The organism is Phyllobacterium sp. K27, assembly GCF_054796155.1.
Map to the genome: position 1 here is coordinate 1,843,102 of NZ_CM139240.1, position 14,047 is coordinate 1,857,148.

A 14,047-nucleotide genomic window follows, 5' to 3' on the forward strand; every position below is an offset into this window, starting at 1 on the left:
AATGTCCGCCGACCTTGTATTGAACAACGCCAAAATCGTTCTGGAGAATGAAGTCGTCCTGGGTTCCGTCCTCATTCGCGATGGCAAAATCGCTGATATTTCCAGCACGCCCGCATCGGGTGGCGAAAATTTTGAGGGTGACTACCTCATTCCGGGGCTGATTGAGCTGCATACGGACCACCTTGAAGGCCATTATATGCCACGCCCCAAGGTTCGCTGGAATCCTATCGCTTCGGTGCTTGCTCATGACGCGCAGATTGCAACATCGGGTATCACAACCGTGCTGGATGCCTTGCGCGTTGGTATGGATGAAGATGCTGATATGACGCCGCAGGAAATTCGTAAACTGGCGGATGCAATTGAAGACAGCGTTAGGCAGGATCGCTTGCGCGCGGACCATTATTTTCATCTGCGCTGCGAAGTTTCGGCAGCCGATTGTCTGGATGGATTTGCATTCTTCGAAAATGACAGCCGTGTTCGACTTGCATCTCTTATGGACCATGCACCCGGTCAGAGGCAGTTTGTCAATCTTGAAACCTATGCAATCTACTACCAGCGCAAGTTAAAATTGTCCGACGTCGAGTTCAACGCGTTCTGCGAAAAGCGAATGGCGCAGTCAGCGGAGAATTCGGGGCCGCATCGCAAAGCGATTGCAGATTTTTGTCGTGAGAACGGGATCGTTCTTGCCAGTCACGACGATGCGACGACGGCACATGTTGATGAGGCAATTGAACAGGGTATTCAGGTTGCGGAGTTTCCAACAACCCTTGAAGCTGCTGCTGCCTCCAAGCAGGCAGGACTGTCTGTACTGATGGGCGCGCCGAACGTGGTCCGCGGTGGTTCACATTCCGGCAATGTGTCGGCACGAGAACTTGCCGAACATGGATATCTTGATATCCTGTCGTCAGATTACATTCCTTTCAGCCTGATCCAATCGACGTTTTTCCTGAGTGAAACTGTCGATAATATCACGCTGCCCGAAGCCATTCAGCTTGTGACCAGGAATCCTGCCAAGGCGGTAGGATTTGAAGATCGCGGTATCATTGAAATTGGCAAGCGTGCCGATCTTGTTCGCGTTCGTGTCGATGAGCACATTCCGGTCGTGCGCACAGTATGGCGCGAAGGTCGCAGAGTGGTGTGATGACAGCTTCTGCTTCAATAGAGCGTTTGCTTGATCCTCCGGCAGACTCCATTCGAAATGGTGTATTTGTTGCGGTCGTCGGACCAAGTGGCGCCGGTAAGGATACCATTATCGATTATGCAAGAGTGGCGTTAAAAGATGAGCCGGGATTTCACTTCGTACGTCGCGTGGTCACCCGCCCGTCGTCTGTCGATGCGGAAGATCATGACACGCTGAGCGACGAGGAGTTCGCCAAAGCGTCACAGTCGGGTGCTTTCTCGCATCAGTGGGAGGCGCATGGTCTTTGCTATGGCCTGCCGAAGTCCGTCTGCGATGAAATCCAGTTCGGCGCTGTCGCCATTGCCAATGTCTCACGCGGCATCATTCCAGAGCTTCGTGCCACCTATGCAAATTTTGCTGTCGTCCACATAACGGCTTCACATGAAGTATTGGCAAAACGTTTGGCAGCGCGAGGCCGCGAAAGTGCTGACGAAATTCAAAATCGTCTGATGCGAGCTGGAGCCAATCCTTGCGATCCTTCGGACGCTATCATGATTGATAATTCGGGCGAGGTGGCGCGAGCCGGGGGCGAATTCGTTACGCTGTTGAGAAAAATGGCAGTGAAAGCGGCAATCTCGGAGCAGGTTTGATCCGCGAAAACCTGTGGAGTGGACAATTGTGTCTCGGGATATTATGTGAAGGCACAACAACATATCCGAGACCAGACAGCGAAAAAATGTCAGTTAGCAGTGCTTATGGTGCCAACCGCTTCGCAGTAGCGCCGATGATCGACTGGACAGACAGGCATTGCCGGACTCTGCATCGCCAGTTCACGCGCCACGCTCTGCTTTATACTGAAATGGTTGTTGCCGATGCTGCCATACATGGAGACCGGGAACGGATACTTGGTTTTGCGGACGCGGAACAGCCTGTTGCGCTGCAATTGGGTGGATCAGATGCTTCCAAGCTGGCGGAAGCTGCCCGTATCGGCGAGGCGATGGGATATGTGGAAATCAATCTCAATGTCGGTTGCCCCTCGGACCGTGTTCAATCTGGAACATTCGGCGCTTGCCTGATGAAAACGCCGGACATCGTTGCGCAAGCCGTTGCTGCCATGAAACGGGCCGTCGACATTCCAGTCACCGTAAAATGCCGGATTGGCGTTGATGATCAGGATATTGAAACAGCTCTGGATGAACTTGCACAAGGTGTTTTTGGCGCTGGTGCCGATGCTCTGTGGGTCCATGCTCGCAAGGCTTGGCTGAAGGGGCTTTCACCAAAGGAAAACCGCGATATTCCTCCATTGGATTATGATCGCGTCTATCGGCTCAAGCAGCGATATGCGAATCAATTCATAGGGATAAATGGTGGTATTCAAACCATCGATGAAGGTCTTGAGCATTTGAATCATGTTGATGGTGTCATGCTGGGCCGCGCTGTATATCACAACCCGATGATGCTCTTTGATGTTGACCGGATTGTTTATGGTGTCGAGGATCGTCCGGCTTCAATGGATGCCATTATTGATCATATGTGCCATTATGCAGATCGGCATATCGCGTCGGGCGGACGTTTGTCTCATATAGCCCGCCATATGGTCGGTTTGTTTCACGGCGCTGCCGGTGCGCGGCGCTGGCGGCAAATCCTGTCAACAGAAGCCAATCAGACAGGGGCGGCCAGTAACGTCATCCGCCGCGCCTATGAGGCAATTCAGAGCACTGCCGCTGAAAAAGCGGCCTAATCGGTCAAGACCAGCCGGTCGCCTCGAACTGAAAATCCGCTGAGTGTATTGAGGAAGTTCATGCCGAGCAGGCTGCCGTCCATACGGCCGTCCTGCGTTACCATGGCGCGCATGTTACGCCGCTCAATATCGCCAATCCTTATGCTGTCAATTGTGATGTTTGCAGCATTTGCAAGGCCATTGGCTGTCATAACGGGCGTGCTATAGGTGAGTTTATCTGGATTGATGCCCGCTCTGCGCGCATCGTCGGAAGAAAGCACGATGGATGATGCGCCGGTGTCAATCATAAAGGGCACGGTTTTGCCGTTGACCTGACCGCGTACTTCGAAGTGTCCGTTTTCCGCCTTGGCCAGTGTTACAGAAACCAGACCGTCTCCATCCCGCATGGAAATCGGGCTACCCGGTATCAGGCCAGCGGAGATACGATGGCCAACATCCTGCAATTCGTAGCGATATTGGTATGCGGTCACGAGGGCGAGTACGATGACAACCCATATGGCGAGATTGCGTAAGGAATGACTAAGCGGAATTCCCGAACCGAGTAGTGCAGAGCCGACGACGACACCCAATATGCCGAAATAGGCCAGGCGAGCGAATGCACCATTGGCAAGGCCGAATGTCGAACCTGCATCATTGTTTGTAACCAATAGCAGCAGAACAATGCCGATAAGAGCAATGGCAATCCAGAAAACCCGCATCGTCATTGCTCCTGCTTTTCCCGAGCCATACGGCTACGACGAGTCTCCCGGCGTGGACGCCGCTCCAATGTTGCAAGGCGGGCAGGGAGGGATATCATGATAGAGCGGCGGCTGTCTGATGACATCATGATCCAGCCGGCGATTTCTTCGCGCGTACGTCCGCAACCGAAACAATAGCCGGTTTTTATGTCGATCGCGCATACCAGGATGCAGGGTGACTCTATACTCATATAACAAATCTGGTGTGGTTAGAGGGTAATGACAAGCCCGAGTTGCAGTGTAATTGCCGTCAATTGCTGTATGGCTCCCAGTGTATCTCCTGTTTGCCCGCCAATTTTGTCCCGGCACAATTGGCAGAACCCAAAAAACATGAGTGCTGTCAAAATGGCGGCCAGGACAATAGCCAAGAGCCCACCAGCGATGCCAAAAGCGACGACACCTGCAATGCTGGCAGACATGAGCGCGAAATTTGCTGCGGCTGCATCGGGCGTTCCGGCTGTGTCAGCAACGCCGCCATTTCGTGCTGAGGGCAGGACTTGCCAGAATTTTACCAGCAATCCCCGGCTGGCAGCTTCTGTACCGATGACGATAAGAACCGCTTGAAACAGATGGACTTCATCAATGATGGCTGCAAGCAATGCGATGCGCAGCAAGATTGTCAGGATCAGTGCCAAGGTGCCGTATGAGCCGATGCTGGAGTCTTTCATGATCTCCAAGCGTCGTTCTGCCGTATTACCACCAAAAAAACCGTCAGCTACATCGGCCAAACCGTCTTCATGCAGTGCGCCCGTGGTCGCGATCAACGTTGTTATCACCAGGATCGCAGTCACAATGTCACCGAGGCCAAGCAGCCAGCAGATAATGAGGATAGCCGTAGCAGGCAAAGACAGCAGGACACCCGCCAGCGGAAATCCACGCACGCTGTCCGCAAGTCTTCCGCTGGTTTCCTCGAACCAACTTGGCGCGACTTTTATGCGAGAAAGAAACGCCAGCGAGCGCATCATATCCGTGATCAAGTCCATGCCGCACACCTTGGTTGAGAGGTCGCGACACTCTGCGCCGAATGTTGACCTTTGCGTTTTCCCATACAGCGCTTATAGGACGGGTAATTCTGATTTGCCATAAGAGTTGACCGCAAGGAATATCATGACCACTGGCCTGCCATTTGACGATTTCCGCACCCTTATTGACACTTTGCCCGGACCTGACGATGCGGCTGTTGCTGCGGTTCGTAAGCGCGACACCATGCTGACCAAACCGCCGGGAGCGCTGGGCCGTCTGGAGGAGATCGTCGAGTGGCTTGCAGCGTGGACAGGACGATCGCAGCCGCAGATCACGCGGCCATTGGTTGCTGTTTTTGCCGGAAATCATGGTGTCACCGCAAAAGGCGTGTCGCCCTATCCATCGTCAGTAACTGCACAAATGGTCGAGAATTTCGCTGCTGGCGGCGCTGCAATCAACCAGATTTGCATTGCTAATGATCTTGGCCTGAAAATCTTTGATCTGGCGCTGGAATATCCGACCGCTGATATCACTGAAGAAGCAGCGATGGACGAAAAGACCTGCGCTGCAACCATGGCATTTGGTATGGAGTCCATTGCTGGAGGTACAGATCTGCTTTGCATCGGCGAGATGGGAATCGGCAATACAACCATCGCCGCCGCTATTTTTCATGCGCTCTATGGCGGTACCGCCGAAGATTGGGTTGGCCCGGGCACAGGGTCCAACAGCGAGGGACTAAAGCGCAAAGCCGATGCCGTGCGGGCTGCGGTTGCTTTGCACGGGTCACATCTGAAGGACCCGCTGGAAGTGCTGCGCCGTCTCGGTGGCCGTGAAGTGGCTGCCATGGTTGGTGCGATCCTAGCGACGCGCGTTGAGAAAATCCCGGTTATTATTGATGGCTATGTCGCCACGGCTGCGGCGGCCATCCTTCATGCGGCCAATCCTGAAGCGATTGATCATTGCCTGATCGGCCATGTATCGGCTGAGCCCGGCCACCACAAAGTGCTTGAGCGGCTTGGAAAAAAGCCGCTACTCGACCTTGGTATGAGATTGGGCGAGGGCACAGGTGCTGCGCTTGCCGCAGGGATCGTCAAGGCTGCAGCGCTTTGCCATAGCGGCATGGCGACATTCGAGCAGGCAGGTGTCAGCAATCGCGATTAGTCAATGGGAAAGGCCCGCTCGAAACGGGTCTTTCAATCAGAATTCTTTGCTGATTCTGGCGTCGACTGAGTGTGCATTGGCGCGCCGCAGAACAGGAAAAACAACAGGACGAATGTCCAGAACTTGAGTTTTCTAGGCCGCTTTTTGAGGCTGTGCTGAAGTTTTGTCTTTCGCACCGGATAAAGCAACGCGGCTTCGCGGAAAAGTTGCGAGGGCCTCTGTGCCCTCATGAAGCTTGGAGAAGAGGTGAAACTCGCCATCATGTACGTGAACAAGCGCTTGAACGATGGGTAGCCCGAGTCCCGTTCCCTGTTCAGCGGTCTTGATCGCAATCGACCCTTGACCAAAGGCAGACAGGACAATGGGAATTTCGTCAGCCGGTATGCCGGGCCCGGTGTCGCGAACCGACAGATATTGACCGCCGCCCGCAGTCCAACCGACCTTCACGTATATTTTTCCGTTTGATGGCGTAAATTTCACTGCATTAGCCATAAGGTTGAGCAGGATTTGCCGCAAGGAACGTTCATCGCCCATCATGGGAAGCATGCCGGACTCGAATTGCGGAACGAGTGTTATATCTTTGTTACGTGCCTTCAAAGACATCATGCGAATGCACTCATCGGCAACGTCGGCAAGCATCACCGCATCTTCATTGAGCGTGTGGCGGCCAGCTTCAATGCGGCTCAGATCCAAAATCTCATTGATAAGATTGAGAAGATGTTCACCCGAAGCATGAATATCGCCAGCATATTCCCGGTATGTAGCGTTTTCGATTGGCCCCAATACTTCTCTGACCATGACTTCCGAAAAACCGAGAATCGCGTTGAGCGGCGTACGCAGTTCATGGCTCATTGAGGCTAGGAAGCGTGATTTTGCAAGGTTTGCTTCTTCTGCCTGCCGTCTGCCTTCATCGGACATGGCATTTGCAGTTTCAAGTTCAGCAATCAGTGCATCTTTTTCGGCCTGAAGAGCCAAGGTCAAAACCACCGAATGATTGAGGCGCGTGGCAACGAGATAAAAAAACATCAACCCGGCCAGCAGCATCACAACCATCGTCGCTTGAGCCGGATCGGCAAGGCTACCGGATACGGTGCTTATATAGGTGAGGATAGGGAGGGTAAATGTGGCTGGTACTGCCAGGCGCAGGGCGGAAGAAAATACGGCTGTGATGGCCATGGCAAGAATGAGAACCACAGCTTTGATGATTGAAAACTGATTGATCCCGCAGCTTTCGCACTGGAGAAATATGAAATATGTCCACCCGATGCCTGTGAGGAAGTGACCAAGCAGATAGGCAAGGTGCCATTGGGGGATTTGGGTATCACTGATACTGGTTTTATTGATCTGGCGTGCCAGCACACCAAGCAGGGCATAAAGGCAAATGCTGAAACAAGCCCATATAATCATTTGCTGGCCAAAGCCGGCAAAGATGCTGGTCACGGTAACGATGGCAATAAGCAGGGGAATAGTGGCAGCATTGATGATCAACGCGCGCGTGTGCATGAACAGCAATTCGCGGTCGAAATGCATTGTTTTTGTACGTTGCATGAGGCGCTCGCGGGCACTGCGAACAACCATGGACATATCCCGGTTGCGCGGCAGTTTGCGCCGGTCAACTATGTTCTTGTCTGCATGGCCTGCGTCGAGTAGTGCCATAAGCCTCATTCCGGGTGGATAAATGCCAAGTGGGTGCATTGCATCGCAAGCCCGTTCATAAATGATTAAAACGGCCTTGATTGCGGTAAGAAAAGCGAATCTATTCTGTGCGATAAAGGTAAATATGAAACGACTTTATCAAGCGTGCATATCGTGAGGAGGCGCTTTCGCCCCTCTCGAAGATGGTCAGCAAACCGGTCAGCACCGCGCTCGGCCATTCGCAAATTTGTCGATATCTGCCTGATGCTCATTTTCTTCGGATTGGTGGCGTTGCTCGTTGCACGTATTGATCATAGACCACCAGCCGTTGACCTGTCCGGCAATGCCTACGTGATTGACGGAGACACATTGGTAATCTCGAAGCAGCGTATACGGCTAAAGGGCATTGATGCTCCGGAGCTTGATCAAATGTGTGGCAGGCAGCCATTACTGCGCAATTGCGGGCAGATCGCCCGGCAATCTCTGCAAAAGCTCGTTGCCAGAACAGAAGTGCGGTGTGAGGGAGAGGGGCGAGACAAGTTTAATCGCTTTCTAGCAACCTGTTTTGCTGGCCAGAACAACGTCAACCGTATTATGGTCGAAACGGGCCAGGCTATAGCCTATGGCGATTATCGTGATGCGGAGCTGCTCGCCCGTGGACGCAGGATTGGCATATGGGCGGATACATTTGAAACACCGCAGGATTGGCGTAGAGCGCATGATGGCGCTACCGAAACATTGCAACCTAAGCGGAACCCCATATCGGAAGCGATTGATATGGTCATCGCGTGGGGTGTTCGATTACTGGGAGGTATCTGGTGAAATTATATGATGGAGGCCGTGCACCCAACCCCAGACGCACACGCATATTTCTGGCTGAAAAAGGCCTGAACATACCGCTTGTGCCGGTCGATATGGGAGCAATGGGGCATCGCTCGGACGAAATACAATCGCTCAACCCTTTGCAGAGGTTGCCGATTCTCGAACTTGATGATGGAACCGTTATTACCGAATCCGTCGCGATCTGCCGATATTTTGAAGAGTTGCACCCGCAACCGCCTCTATTTGGCGAAGGGGCACTCGGCAAAGCAAATATTGAAATGTGGAACCGGCGTGTTGAACTGAATTTTTTCGGACCAGTCTCGTCGGCCTTCCGGCATACTCACCCAGCCATGGCGGAATGGGAGCTTCCGCAAATTCCGGAATGGGGCGAGGCAAATCGACCCAAGGCCGTGAAATTCATGGCTTTACTGAATGAGCAACTGGCAACCAATCCATTTGTTGCCGGAGATCATTTTTCAATTGCCGATATAACCTTGCTTGTCAGTGTCGACTTTCTGAAACCCGCCAAGATAACCATGCCTGACGAGTTCCAGAACTTGAAACGCTGGCATGAGGCGGTTTCCAGCCGCCCGAGCGCTAAGGCCTGATATTGGCTGTTACGGTGGGTCTCACTGGTTTGGATAATCTGAGTGCGGCTATAAAGGCTTGCCGGATCTGTCGCGACGAACCGCGATATGGTGTGCCTTTGCCTCATGAACCCAATCCGGTCTGTGTGCCTTCGTCCATCGCGCGCATTGTTATCTGCGGGCAGGCTCCCGGTATTCGCGTTCATAATACCGGCATTCCGTTCAATGATCCATCCGGGGAGCGACTGCGTGAGTGGCTGGGTGTTGATCGCGAAACATTCTATAATCCGGACAAATTTGCCATTGTTCCAATGGGTTTTTGCTTTCCGGGTTATGACAAGCAAGGCGGAGACCTGCCGCCGCGCCGGGAATGTCGCGAAATCTGGCACGACCGACTTTTTGCAGCCATGCCACAAGTGGAATTAATCCTCACCATTGGGCAATATGCGCAGGCTTATCATCTCGGTTCACACCGCAAAGCCAGCATGACCGATACGGTGCGCAGCTGGCACGAATATTTCAATGACCGAGCCTCTCCCGCAATCCTGCCTCTCCCCCATCCATCCTGGCGTAACAGCGGTTGGCTGAAAAAAAATCCATGGTTCGCGCAAGATGTTCTGCCAGTGCTCCAACAGACGGTTCAGAATCTAATTTGACCCGTTTTCGGATGAAAATTTTTTATAATTGAAAAAGATTGGAATAATTTTCTTGTACGATGGCTATTAATCAGCTCATAAAGTATCCCATTCCAAGGGGTAAGCAAACATGGACAGACTCGATCGAAAGATACTCCGCCTTCTTCAGGAAGACGCCACGCTGGCAGTTGCTGATGTTGCCAAGAAAGTTGGACTGTCGACGACACCTTGCTGGCGGCGTATCCAGAAGCTTGAAGAAGATGGCGTAATCCAGCGCCGGGTCGCCATTCTTGATCCGGTCCGGGTCAATACGCGGGTGACGGTGTTTGTTTCCATCCGGACAGGCGCGCACAATAATGAATGGCTCAAGCGCTTTTCGGAAGTTGTGCAGGAGTTCCCCGAGGTGGTCGAGTTCTATCGCATGAGCGGCGATGTCGACTATCTGCTGCGCGTAGTGGTGCCTGACATCGCGGCCTATGATGCTGTCTACAAGCGTCTGATCAGCAAGATCGACATTCGGGATGTATCGTCTGCCTTTGCCATGGAGCAGATCAAATACACCACCGAATTGCCGCTGGAATATATGAGTATCGACAAGGAATCGAATTGATCCTCTGTCGCGCGGTTGGCTACTTTTCCAGCCGCGCGAGCAGGGATGACGTATCCCAGCGATTCCCGCCCATCACCTGAACATCCTTGTAGAACTGGTCAACGAGCGCCGTAACCGGCAACTTTGCCTGGTTGCGGTCCGCCTCTGCAAGGCAGATGCCCAAGTCTTTACGCATCCAGTCAACGGCAAAGCCAAAATCATACTTACCGGCATTCATGGTCTTGTGGCGGTTTTCCATCTGCCAGGAGCCTGCAGCGCCTTTGGAAATGACTTCGATGACTTTTTCGATATCAAGTCCTGCCTTCTTGCCAAAATGGATGCCCTCGGCCAATCCTTGAACCAAACCGGCAATGCAAATCTGATTGATCATTTTGGTCAATTGGCCGGCACCCGCATTACCCATCAAGCCGACCATTTTTGCATAAGATTCGATGACGGGTTTGGCTTTTTCGAAAGCCGCCGCTTCGCCGCCGACCATAACTGTCAGTGCGCCGTTTTCAGCGCCCGCCTGTCCTCCCGAAACGGGTGCGTCCAGAAAATGAAACCCGCGCTTTGTCGCTTCGGCGCTGAGTTCGCGCGCAACCTTCGCTGATGCTGTGGTGTTATCAATAACAATCGCGCCTTTTTTCATGGAGTGAAAAGCGCCATTCTCGCCTATCGTTACCGAGCGCAGATCATCATCATTCCCGACACAGCAGAAGACAAAATCCTTGCCCTCTGCCGCCTTTTCAGGCGTGTCGGCATGTGATCCGGAGAATTGTTCCGACCATTTGCTGGCCTTTTCTCTACTGCGGTTAAAGACTGTCACGTCATGACCGCCCCGTGTTTTCAGATGCCCCGCCATCGGGTAACCCATGACGCCCAGACCAATAAATGCAACACTTGCCATTCCGTAAATTCCTCTGTCTTATGGCCTTCAATCAGGTCGATTTGCGGAGGTTAGAATATTGCGGCGCATCATCAAAGGCCTGCTTTGGATTGTTTTTTCGCTTATACCTCTCACTCTTCTCGCTTTTATCTTTGCTTATGTCTGGCTTGCGGGTTCTGTTGCACCCGCAACCGGTGAAACAAGCATTGCCGGCTTGTCCGGTCCAGTTACGATCACCCGTGATAAACATGCCGTGCCCCATATCAGTGGCTCCTCTGTTGAAGACGTGTTGAGCGCGCTGGGTTTTGTGCATGCGCAGGAGCGCCTATGGCAAATGGAGGTCAACCGCATGGCGGGACGCGGCCGCCTGTCAGAACTTTTCGGTGACAAAACCATTTCGACCGATGTGTTCATCCGTACGCTCGGTCTGTATGAATCCGCTCAAAGCTCGGCAGATTCACTGGCACCCGCAGATCGGGAAAAAGTGGATGCCTATGTGCGCGGCATCAATGCGTTCATCGATAGAGCCGGGCCTTCTTTTGGGGCGAAATACTCACCGGAATTTGTCATTCTGCAGCATTTCCCCGAGCAGTGGACCGCCGCCGATGTCATCGTAACGCTGAAGCTGATGTCGGTTACGCTCGCGGCCAATATTGATGACGAGGTGCTGCGACTGAAATTCGCCCGTCTTGGCATGAATGAGCAGGAGATCGCTGATCTCTTACCTCCCGTCAGCGGAGATACCCCGCCGCCACTGCCGAATTTGCAGCAATTACTTGGCTTGCAGACAGGAACGATCAAGACAGGTGCGATGGAAGCGGAGAAGCGATTTGCTGCGCTTGATGAGATCATGTCCACCGGCGCATCCAACAATTGGGTCGTTGGCGGAGCCCGTACTGCTACTGGCAAGCCAATCCTTGCCAATGATCCCCATCTGGGTTTGACCGCACCCGCCATCTGGTATCTCGCGCATCTTCAGGTGAAGCAATCAGATGGGACAGCGAAAAACCTGGTTGGTGTCACGCTTCCCGGCGCGCCGCTGGTGCTGCTTGGTCGCAACGACAAGCTTGCCTGGGGTTTTACCAATACAGGGTCTGATGTTCAGGACATTTTCATCGAGAAAATCAATCCGGCCAATCCAGAAGAATATCAGACACCCGAAGGATTCCGCCCATTTGAGAAGGAACGGGTGGAGATTCGCGTCAAAGGCAGTGAAACCGTCAGTTTTGACAGACATATTACGCGTCATGGCCCGGTTCTTCCATCGGACTATCGCGGCCTTGATCACTATTTGGCGGATGGGACCGTTGCATCACTTGCGTGGACTGTGCTTGCGGGTGATGACAAGACGATTGCCGCCGGATTCCGGCTCTGGGATTTTGCCAGTGTATCGGATTTCCAGAACGGAATGGCCGATTATGTTACGCCGATGCAATCGATGGTCATTGCAGATGTTGACGGCAATATCGGAATGATTGCTCCGGGTCGAGTTCCGGTTCGCGATCCTGCAAACCAAATCATGGGCCGTGCGCCGTCCCCCGGTTGGGATGCGATCTATGATTGGAAAGGCTATATTCCCTATGAAGAATTGCCGCGCGTTTATAATCCTGCGGATAATGTCTTGGCCACTGCCAATACGAAGATGATTGATGCCAGCTACCCGCACTTCTTGACCTTTGATTGGGATGAACCATGGCGCTTTGAGCGGATCAAATCATTGATCTACAATGCCAATCAGCAAACGCTGGAAACAAACAGGGTAGTGCAGGGCGATGTCTATGCCGGTGCTTATGCTGCTTTGGCTCCGGTCATGCTTGAACTGGTAGAGGGCCGGGATGATGTCGATCTCAGCGCGATAAAACAATTGAAAGAATGGGACTTTGTTGAGGATCGTACGCGCACCGAACCGCTCTTGTTCAATGCCTGGCTGCGGCTTGCGATAAAACGGATTCTCCAAGACGATCTGGGCGATGCCTTCCCGTCTTACTGGCAGAGCCGCGTCGATGCCATGATGCGCTGGCTTGGACCAAATCCGGGGCGTGATTGGTGCGATGATGGGCGAACACCGGAAAAAGAGAGTTGCGGGGACGTGCTGGCGCTTTCACTCGGCGATGCGCTGAAGGATATTGAGACGAGACTGGGCAGTGATCGCACGAAATGGAATTGGGGCGCGCTGCATTATGCCTATAGTAGCCACCGCCCGTTTGCTCAGGTCAGTCCGCTCGATAGATTGTTCAACGTCACTGTGCCTGCTTCGGGTGGCGCTTATACGTTGGATCGGGGCAAATCAACATTCACTGACGAGAGCAATCCCTATCGCGCGACGCATGGTTCAAGCTATCGCGGCTTGTTCGATCTCTCCGATCTCAACCGGTCCACCTATATCCAGACGACTGGCCAGTCGGGCAATGTTTTCTCGTCCAACTATCGTGATTTTGCGGAAAAATGGTCGAACATCGAGGCAATAACGATTTCGACGGATGAGGCCGTCTATCAGGACGGCTTACAGGGGATCTGGCGCTTGAATCCTTGATGACGCTCCTCAAGTGAGGGGAGTCATCACGGATTTCTGATAGGCGGGGCGCGCTTTCAGCCGCTCATACCAATCCTTGAGGTGTGGCAGGTCCGGGCGATCAATGGGCATTTCAAACCATGCATAAGCAAAGCAACCCAAGGGAATGTCGCCAATGCCAAATTTTGAGCCAGACAGATAAGGCTGCAATGCCAGCGCTTCATCCACCATCGCAAATAATTTGCTACAGTTTTGAAAACCTGCTTCCTTGGCCGCGTGATCTTGCTTGTCTGGTGTCAGGCGGACCACGTTCCAGAACAGGTCACGAAACGGAAGTGCAAGCGTGGATGTTGTCCAATCCATCCAGCTTTCTGCTTTTGCACGCTGTCCGGCATCGGCAATGAAAAGCTCCGAACCGCCATATTGCGCAGCAAGATAGCGGACGATTGTATTGCTTTCCCAAAGGATCAAGTCGCCATCTTCCAGTGTGGGCACCAGCCCATTCGGGTTTTTGGCGCGATATTCCGGATCGCTGACTATGCCAAATGCGCCGCCAGCTGCGATGTTCTCATAGGCGATGCCTGCTTCTTCGGCAATCCAAAGGACTTTTTTGACGTTGGTCGAATTTGTACGACCCCAGATTTTGAGCATTGAGA

15 protein-coding genes are annotated in these 14,047 nt (G+C 53.0%); 9 read left to right on the plus strand and 6 right to left on the minus strand.

All coding sequences use genetic code 11. The features are described from left to right. Position 1: 1 nt before the first annotated feature. The 3 genes from ACYJL1_RS08925 (at position 2) to dusA (ending at position 2,861) form a co-directional block, all read left to right on the plus strand. On the plus strand, positions 2-1,141 hold the full coding sequence (locus ACYJL1_RS08925; RefSeq protein WP_460895083.1) for an alpha-D-ribose 1-methylphosphonate 5-triphosphate diphosphatase: 1,140 nt from the start codon (positions 2-4) through the stop codon (positions 1,139-1,141). Beyond that, a complete protein-coding gene (gene phnN, locus ACYJL1_RS08930) occupies positions 1,141-1,770 on the plus strand; it encodes a phosphonate metabolism protein/1,5-bisphosphokinase (PRPP-forming) PhnN (protein ID WP_460895084.1) in 630 nt (209 codons plus the stop codon). Before ACYJL1_RS08925 ends, phnN begins: the two co-directional genes overlap by 1 nt. A gap of 86 nt (positions 1,771-1,856) precedes the next feature. Then, positions 1,857-2,861, plus strand: a complete 1,005-nt coding sequence (gene dusA / locus ACYJL1_RS08935) for a tRNA dihydrouridine(20/20a) synthase DusA (protein ID WP_460895085.1) — start codon at positions 1,857-1,859, stop codon at positions 2,859-2,861. Here dusA and ACYJL1_RS08940 read toward each other — a convergent pair. The 3 genes from ACYJL1_RS08940 to ACYJL1_RS08950 are packed head-to-tail and all read right to left on the minus strand — an operon-like array spanning position 2,858 to position 4,581. Continuing rightward, complete coding sequence (locus ACYJL1_RS08940) at positions 2,858-3,565, minus strand: TIGR02281 family clan AA aspartic protease (RefSeq protein ID WP_460895086.1); 708 nt, start codon at positions 3,563-3,565, stop codon at positions 2,858-2,860. The two genes, dusA and ACYJL1_RS08940, sit on opposite strands and share 4 nt — an antisense overlap. Then, entirely contained in the window at positions 3,562-3,789 is a 228-nt protein-coding gene (locus tag ACYJL1_RS08945) for a DUF1289 domain-containing protein (RefSeq protein ID WP_460895087.1), read from the minus strand. The genes ACYJL1_RS08940 and ACYJL1_RS08945 overlap by 4 nt, the downstream gene beginning before the upstream one ends. Before the next feature lie 18 nt (positions 3,790-3,807). Next, the gene (locus ACYJL1_RS08950; RefSeq protein ID WP_460895088.1) at positions 3,808-4,581 is read right to left on the minus strand and encodes an adenosylcobinamide-GDP ribazoletransferase; all 774 of its coding nucleotides are present in this window, start codon (positions 4,579-4,581) and stop codon (positions 3,808-3,810) included. Between the two features lie 121 nt (positions 4,582-4,702). Between ACYJL1_RS08950 and cobT the strand changes: the two genes are divergently transcribed. Then, a complete protein-coding gene (cobT, locus tag ACYJL1_RS08955; protein ID WP_460897984.1) occupies positions 4,703-5,722 on the plus strand; it encodes a nicotinate-nucleotide--dimethylbenzimidazole phosphoribosyltransferase in 1,020 nt (339 codons plus the stop codon). Between the two features lie 132 nt (positions 5,723-5,854). Here cobT and ACYJL1_RS08960 read toward each other — a convergent pair whose 3' ends face one another. Continuing rightward, complete coding sequence (locus ACYJL1_RS08960) at positions 5,855-7,378, minus strand: sensor histidine kinase (protein ID WP_460895089.1); 1,524 nt, start codon at positions 7,376-7,378, stop codon at positions 5,855-5,857. Positions 7,379-7,621: 243 nt separating this feature from the next. On the opposite strand from ACYJL1_RS08960, the gene ACYJL1_RS08965 reads away from it, so the two are divergent. From ACYJL1_RS08965 to ACYJL1_RS08980, 4 genes are all read left to right on the plus strand, one after another. Continuing rightward, positions 7,622-8,179 carry a thermonuclease family protein gene (locus ACYJL1_RS08965; RefSeq protein ID WP_460895090.1) on the plus strand — a complete coding sequence of 186 codons (558 nt, stop codon included), beginning with the start codon at positions 7,622-7,624 and terminating at the stop codon, positions 8,177-8,179. After that, the gene (locus ACYJL1_RS08970) at positions 8,176-8,787 is read left to right on the plus strand and encodes a glutathione S-transferase (protein WP_460895091.1); all 612 of its coding nucleotides are present in this window, start codon (positions 8,176-8,178) and stop codon (positions 8,785-8,787) included. The genes ACYJL1_RS08965 and ACYJL1_RS08970 overlap by 4 nt, the downstream gene beginning before the upstream one ends. Positions 8,788-8,801: 14 nt before the next feature. Further along, the gene (locus ACYJL1_RS08975) at positions 8,802-9,422 is read left to right on the plus strand and encodes a uracil-DNA glycosylase family protein (protein ID WP_460897985.1); all 621 of its coding nucleotides are present in this window, start codon (positions 8,802-8,804) and stop codon (positions 9,420-9,422) included. A 109-nt stretch (positions 9,423-9,531) separates the two neighbouring features. Then, on the plus strand, positions 9,532-10,011 hold the full coding sequence (locus ACYJL1_RS08980; RefSeq protein WP_460895092.1) for an Lrp/AsnC family transcriptional regulator: 480 nt from the start codon (positions 9,532-9,534) through the stop codon (positions 10,009-10,011). A 19-nt stretch (positions 10,012-10,030) separates the two neighbouring features. On the opposite strand, the gene ACYJL1_RS08985 is transcribed toward ACYJL1_RS08980, so the two are convergent. Then, complete coding sequence (locus ACYJL1_RS08985) at positions 10,031-10,900, minus strand: NAD(P)-dependent oxidoreductase (protein ID WP_460895093.1); 870 nt, start codon at positions 10,898-10,900, stop codon at positions 10,031-10,033. A gap of 58 nt (positions 10,901-10,958) precedes the next feature. Here ACYJL1_RS08985 and ACYJL1_RS08990 point away from each other — a divergent pair, with 58 nt between their 5' ends. Next, positions 10,959-13,412, plus strand: coding sequence for a penicillin acylase family protein (locus ACYJL1_RS08990; protein ID WP_460895094.1), 2,454 nt, complete (start codon positions 10,959-10,961; stop codon positions 13,410-13,412). A gap of 9 nt (positions 13,413-13,421) precedes the next feature. Here ACYJL1_RS08990 and ACYJL1_RS08995 read toward each other — a convergent pair whose 3' ends face one another. Then, the gene (locus tag ACYJL1_RS08995; RefSeq protein WP_460895095.1) at positions 13,422-14,042 is read right to left on the minus strand and encodes a glutathione S-transferase family protein; all 621 of its coding nucleotides are present in this window, start codon (positions 14,040-14,042) and stop codon (positions 13,422-13,424) included. Positions 14,043-14,047: the final 5 nt, after the last annotated feature.

Excerpts from the sequence above, each read along its gene's own strand:
- ACYJL1_RS08925 (WP_460895083.1), top strand. The coding sequence starts at position 2 with ATGTCCGCCGACCTTGTATTGAACAACGCCAAAATCGTTCTGGAGAAT.
- phnN (WP_460895084.1), top strand. The coding sequence starts at position 1,141 with ATGACAGCTTCTGCTTCAATAGAGCGTTTGCTTGATCCTCCGGCAGAC.
- dusA (WP_460895085.1), top strand. The coding sequence starts at position 1,857 with ATGTCAGTTAGCAGTGCTTATGGTGCCAACCGCTTCGCAGTAGCGCCG.
- ACYJL1_RS08940 (WP_460895086.1), bottom strand. The coding sequence starts at position 3,565 with ATGACGATGCGGGTTTTCTGGATTGCCATTGCTCTTATCGGCATTGTT.
- ACYJL1_RS08945 (WP_460895087.1), bottom strand. The coding sequence starts at position 3,789 with ATGAGTATAGAGTCACCCTGCATCCTGGTATGCGCGATCGACATAAAA.
- ACYJL1_RS08950 (WP_460895088.1), bottom strand. The coding sequence starts at position 4,581 with ATGGACTTGATCACGGATATGATGCGCTCGCTGGCGTTTCTTTCTCGC.
- ACYJL1_RS08960 (WP_460895089.1), bottom strand. The coding sequence starts at position 7,378 with ATGGCACTACTCGACGCAGGCCATGCAGACAAGAACATAGTTGACCGG.
- ACYJL1_RS08965 (WP_460895090.1), top strand. The coding sequence starts at position 7,622 with ATGCTCATTTTCTTCGGATTGGTGGCGTTGCTCGTTGCACGTATTGAT.
- ACYJL1_RS08980 (WP_460895092.1), top strand. The coding sequence starts at position 9,532 with ATGGACAGACTCGATCGAAAGATACTCCGCCTTCTTCAGGAAGACGCC.
- ACYJL1_RS08985 (WP_460895093.1), bottom strand. The coding sequence starts at position 10,900 with ATGGCAAGTGTTGCATTTATTGGTCTGGGCGTCATGGGTTACCCGATG.
- ACYJL1_RS08995 (WP_460895095.1), bottom strand. The coding sequence starts at position 14,042 with ATGCTCAAAATCTGGGGTCGTACAAATTCGACCAACGTCAAAAAAGTC.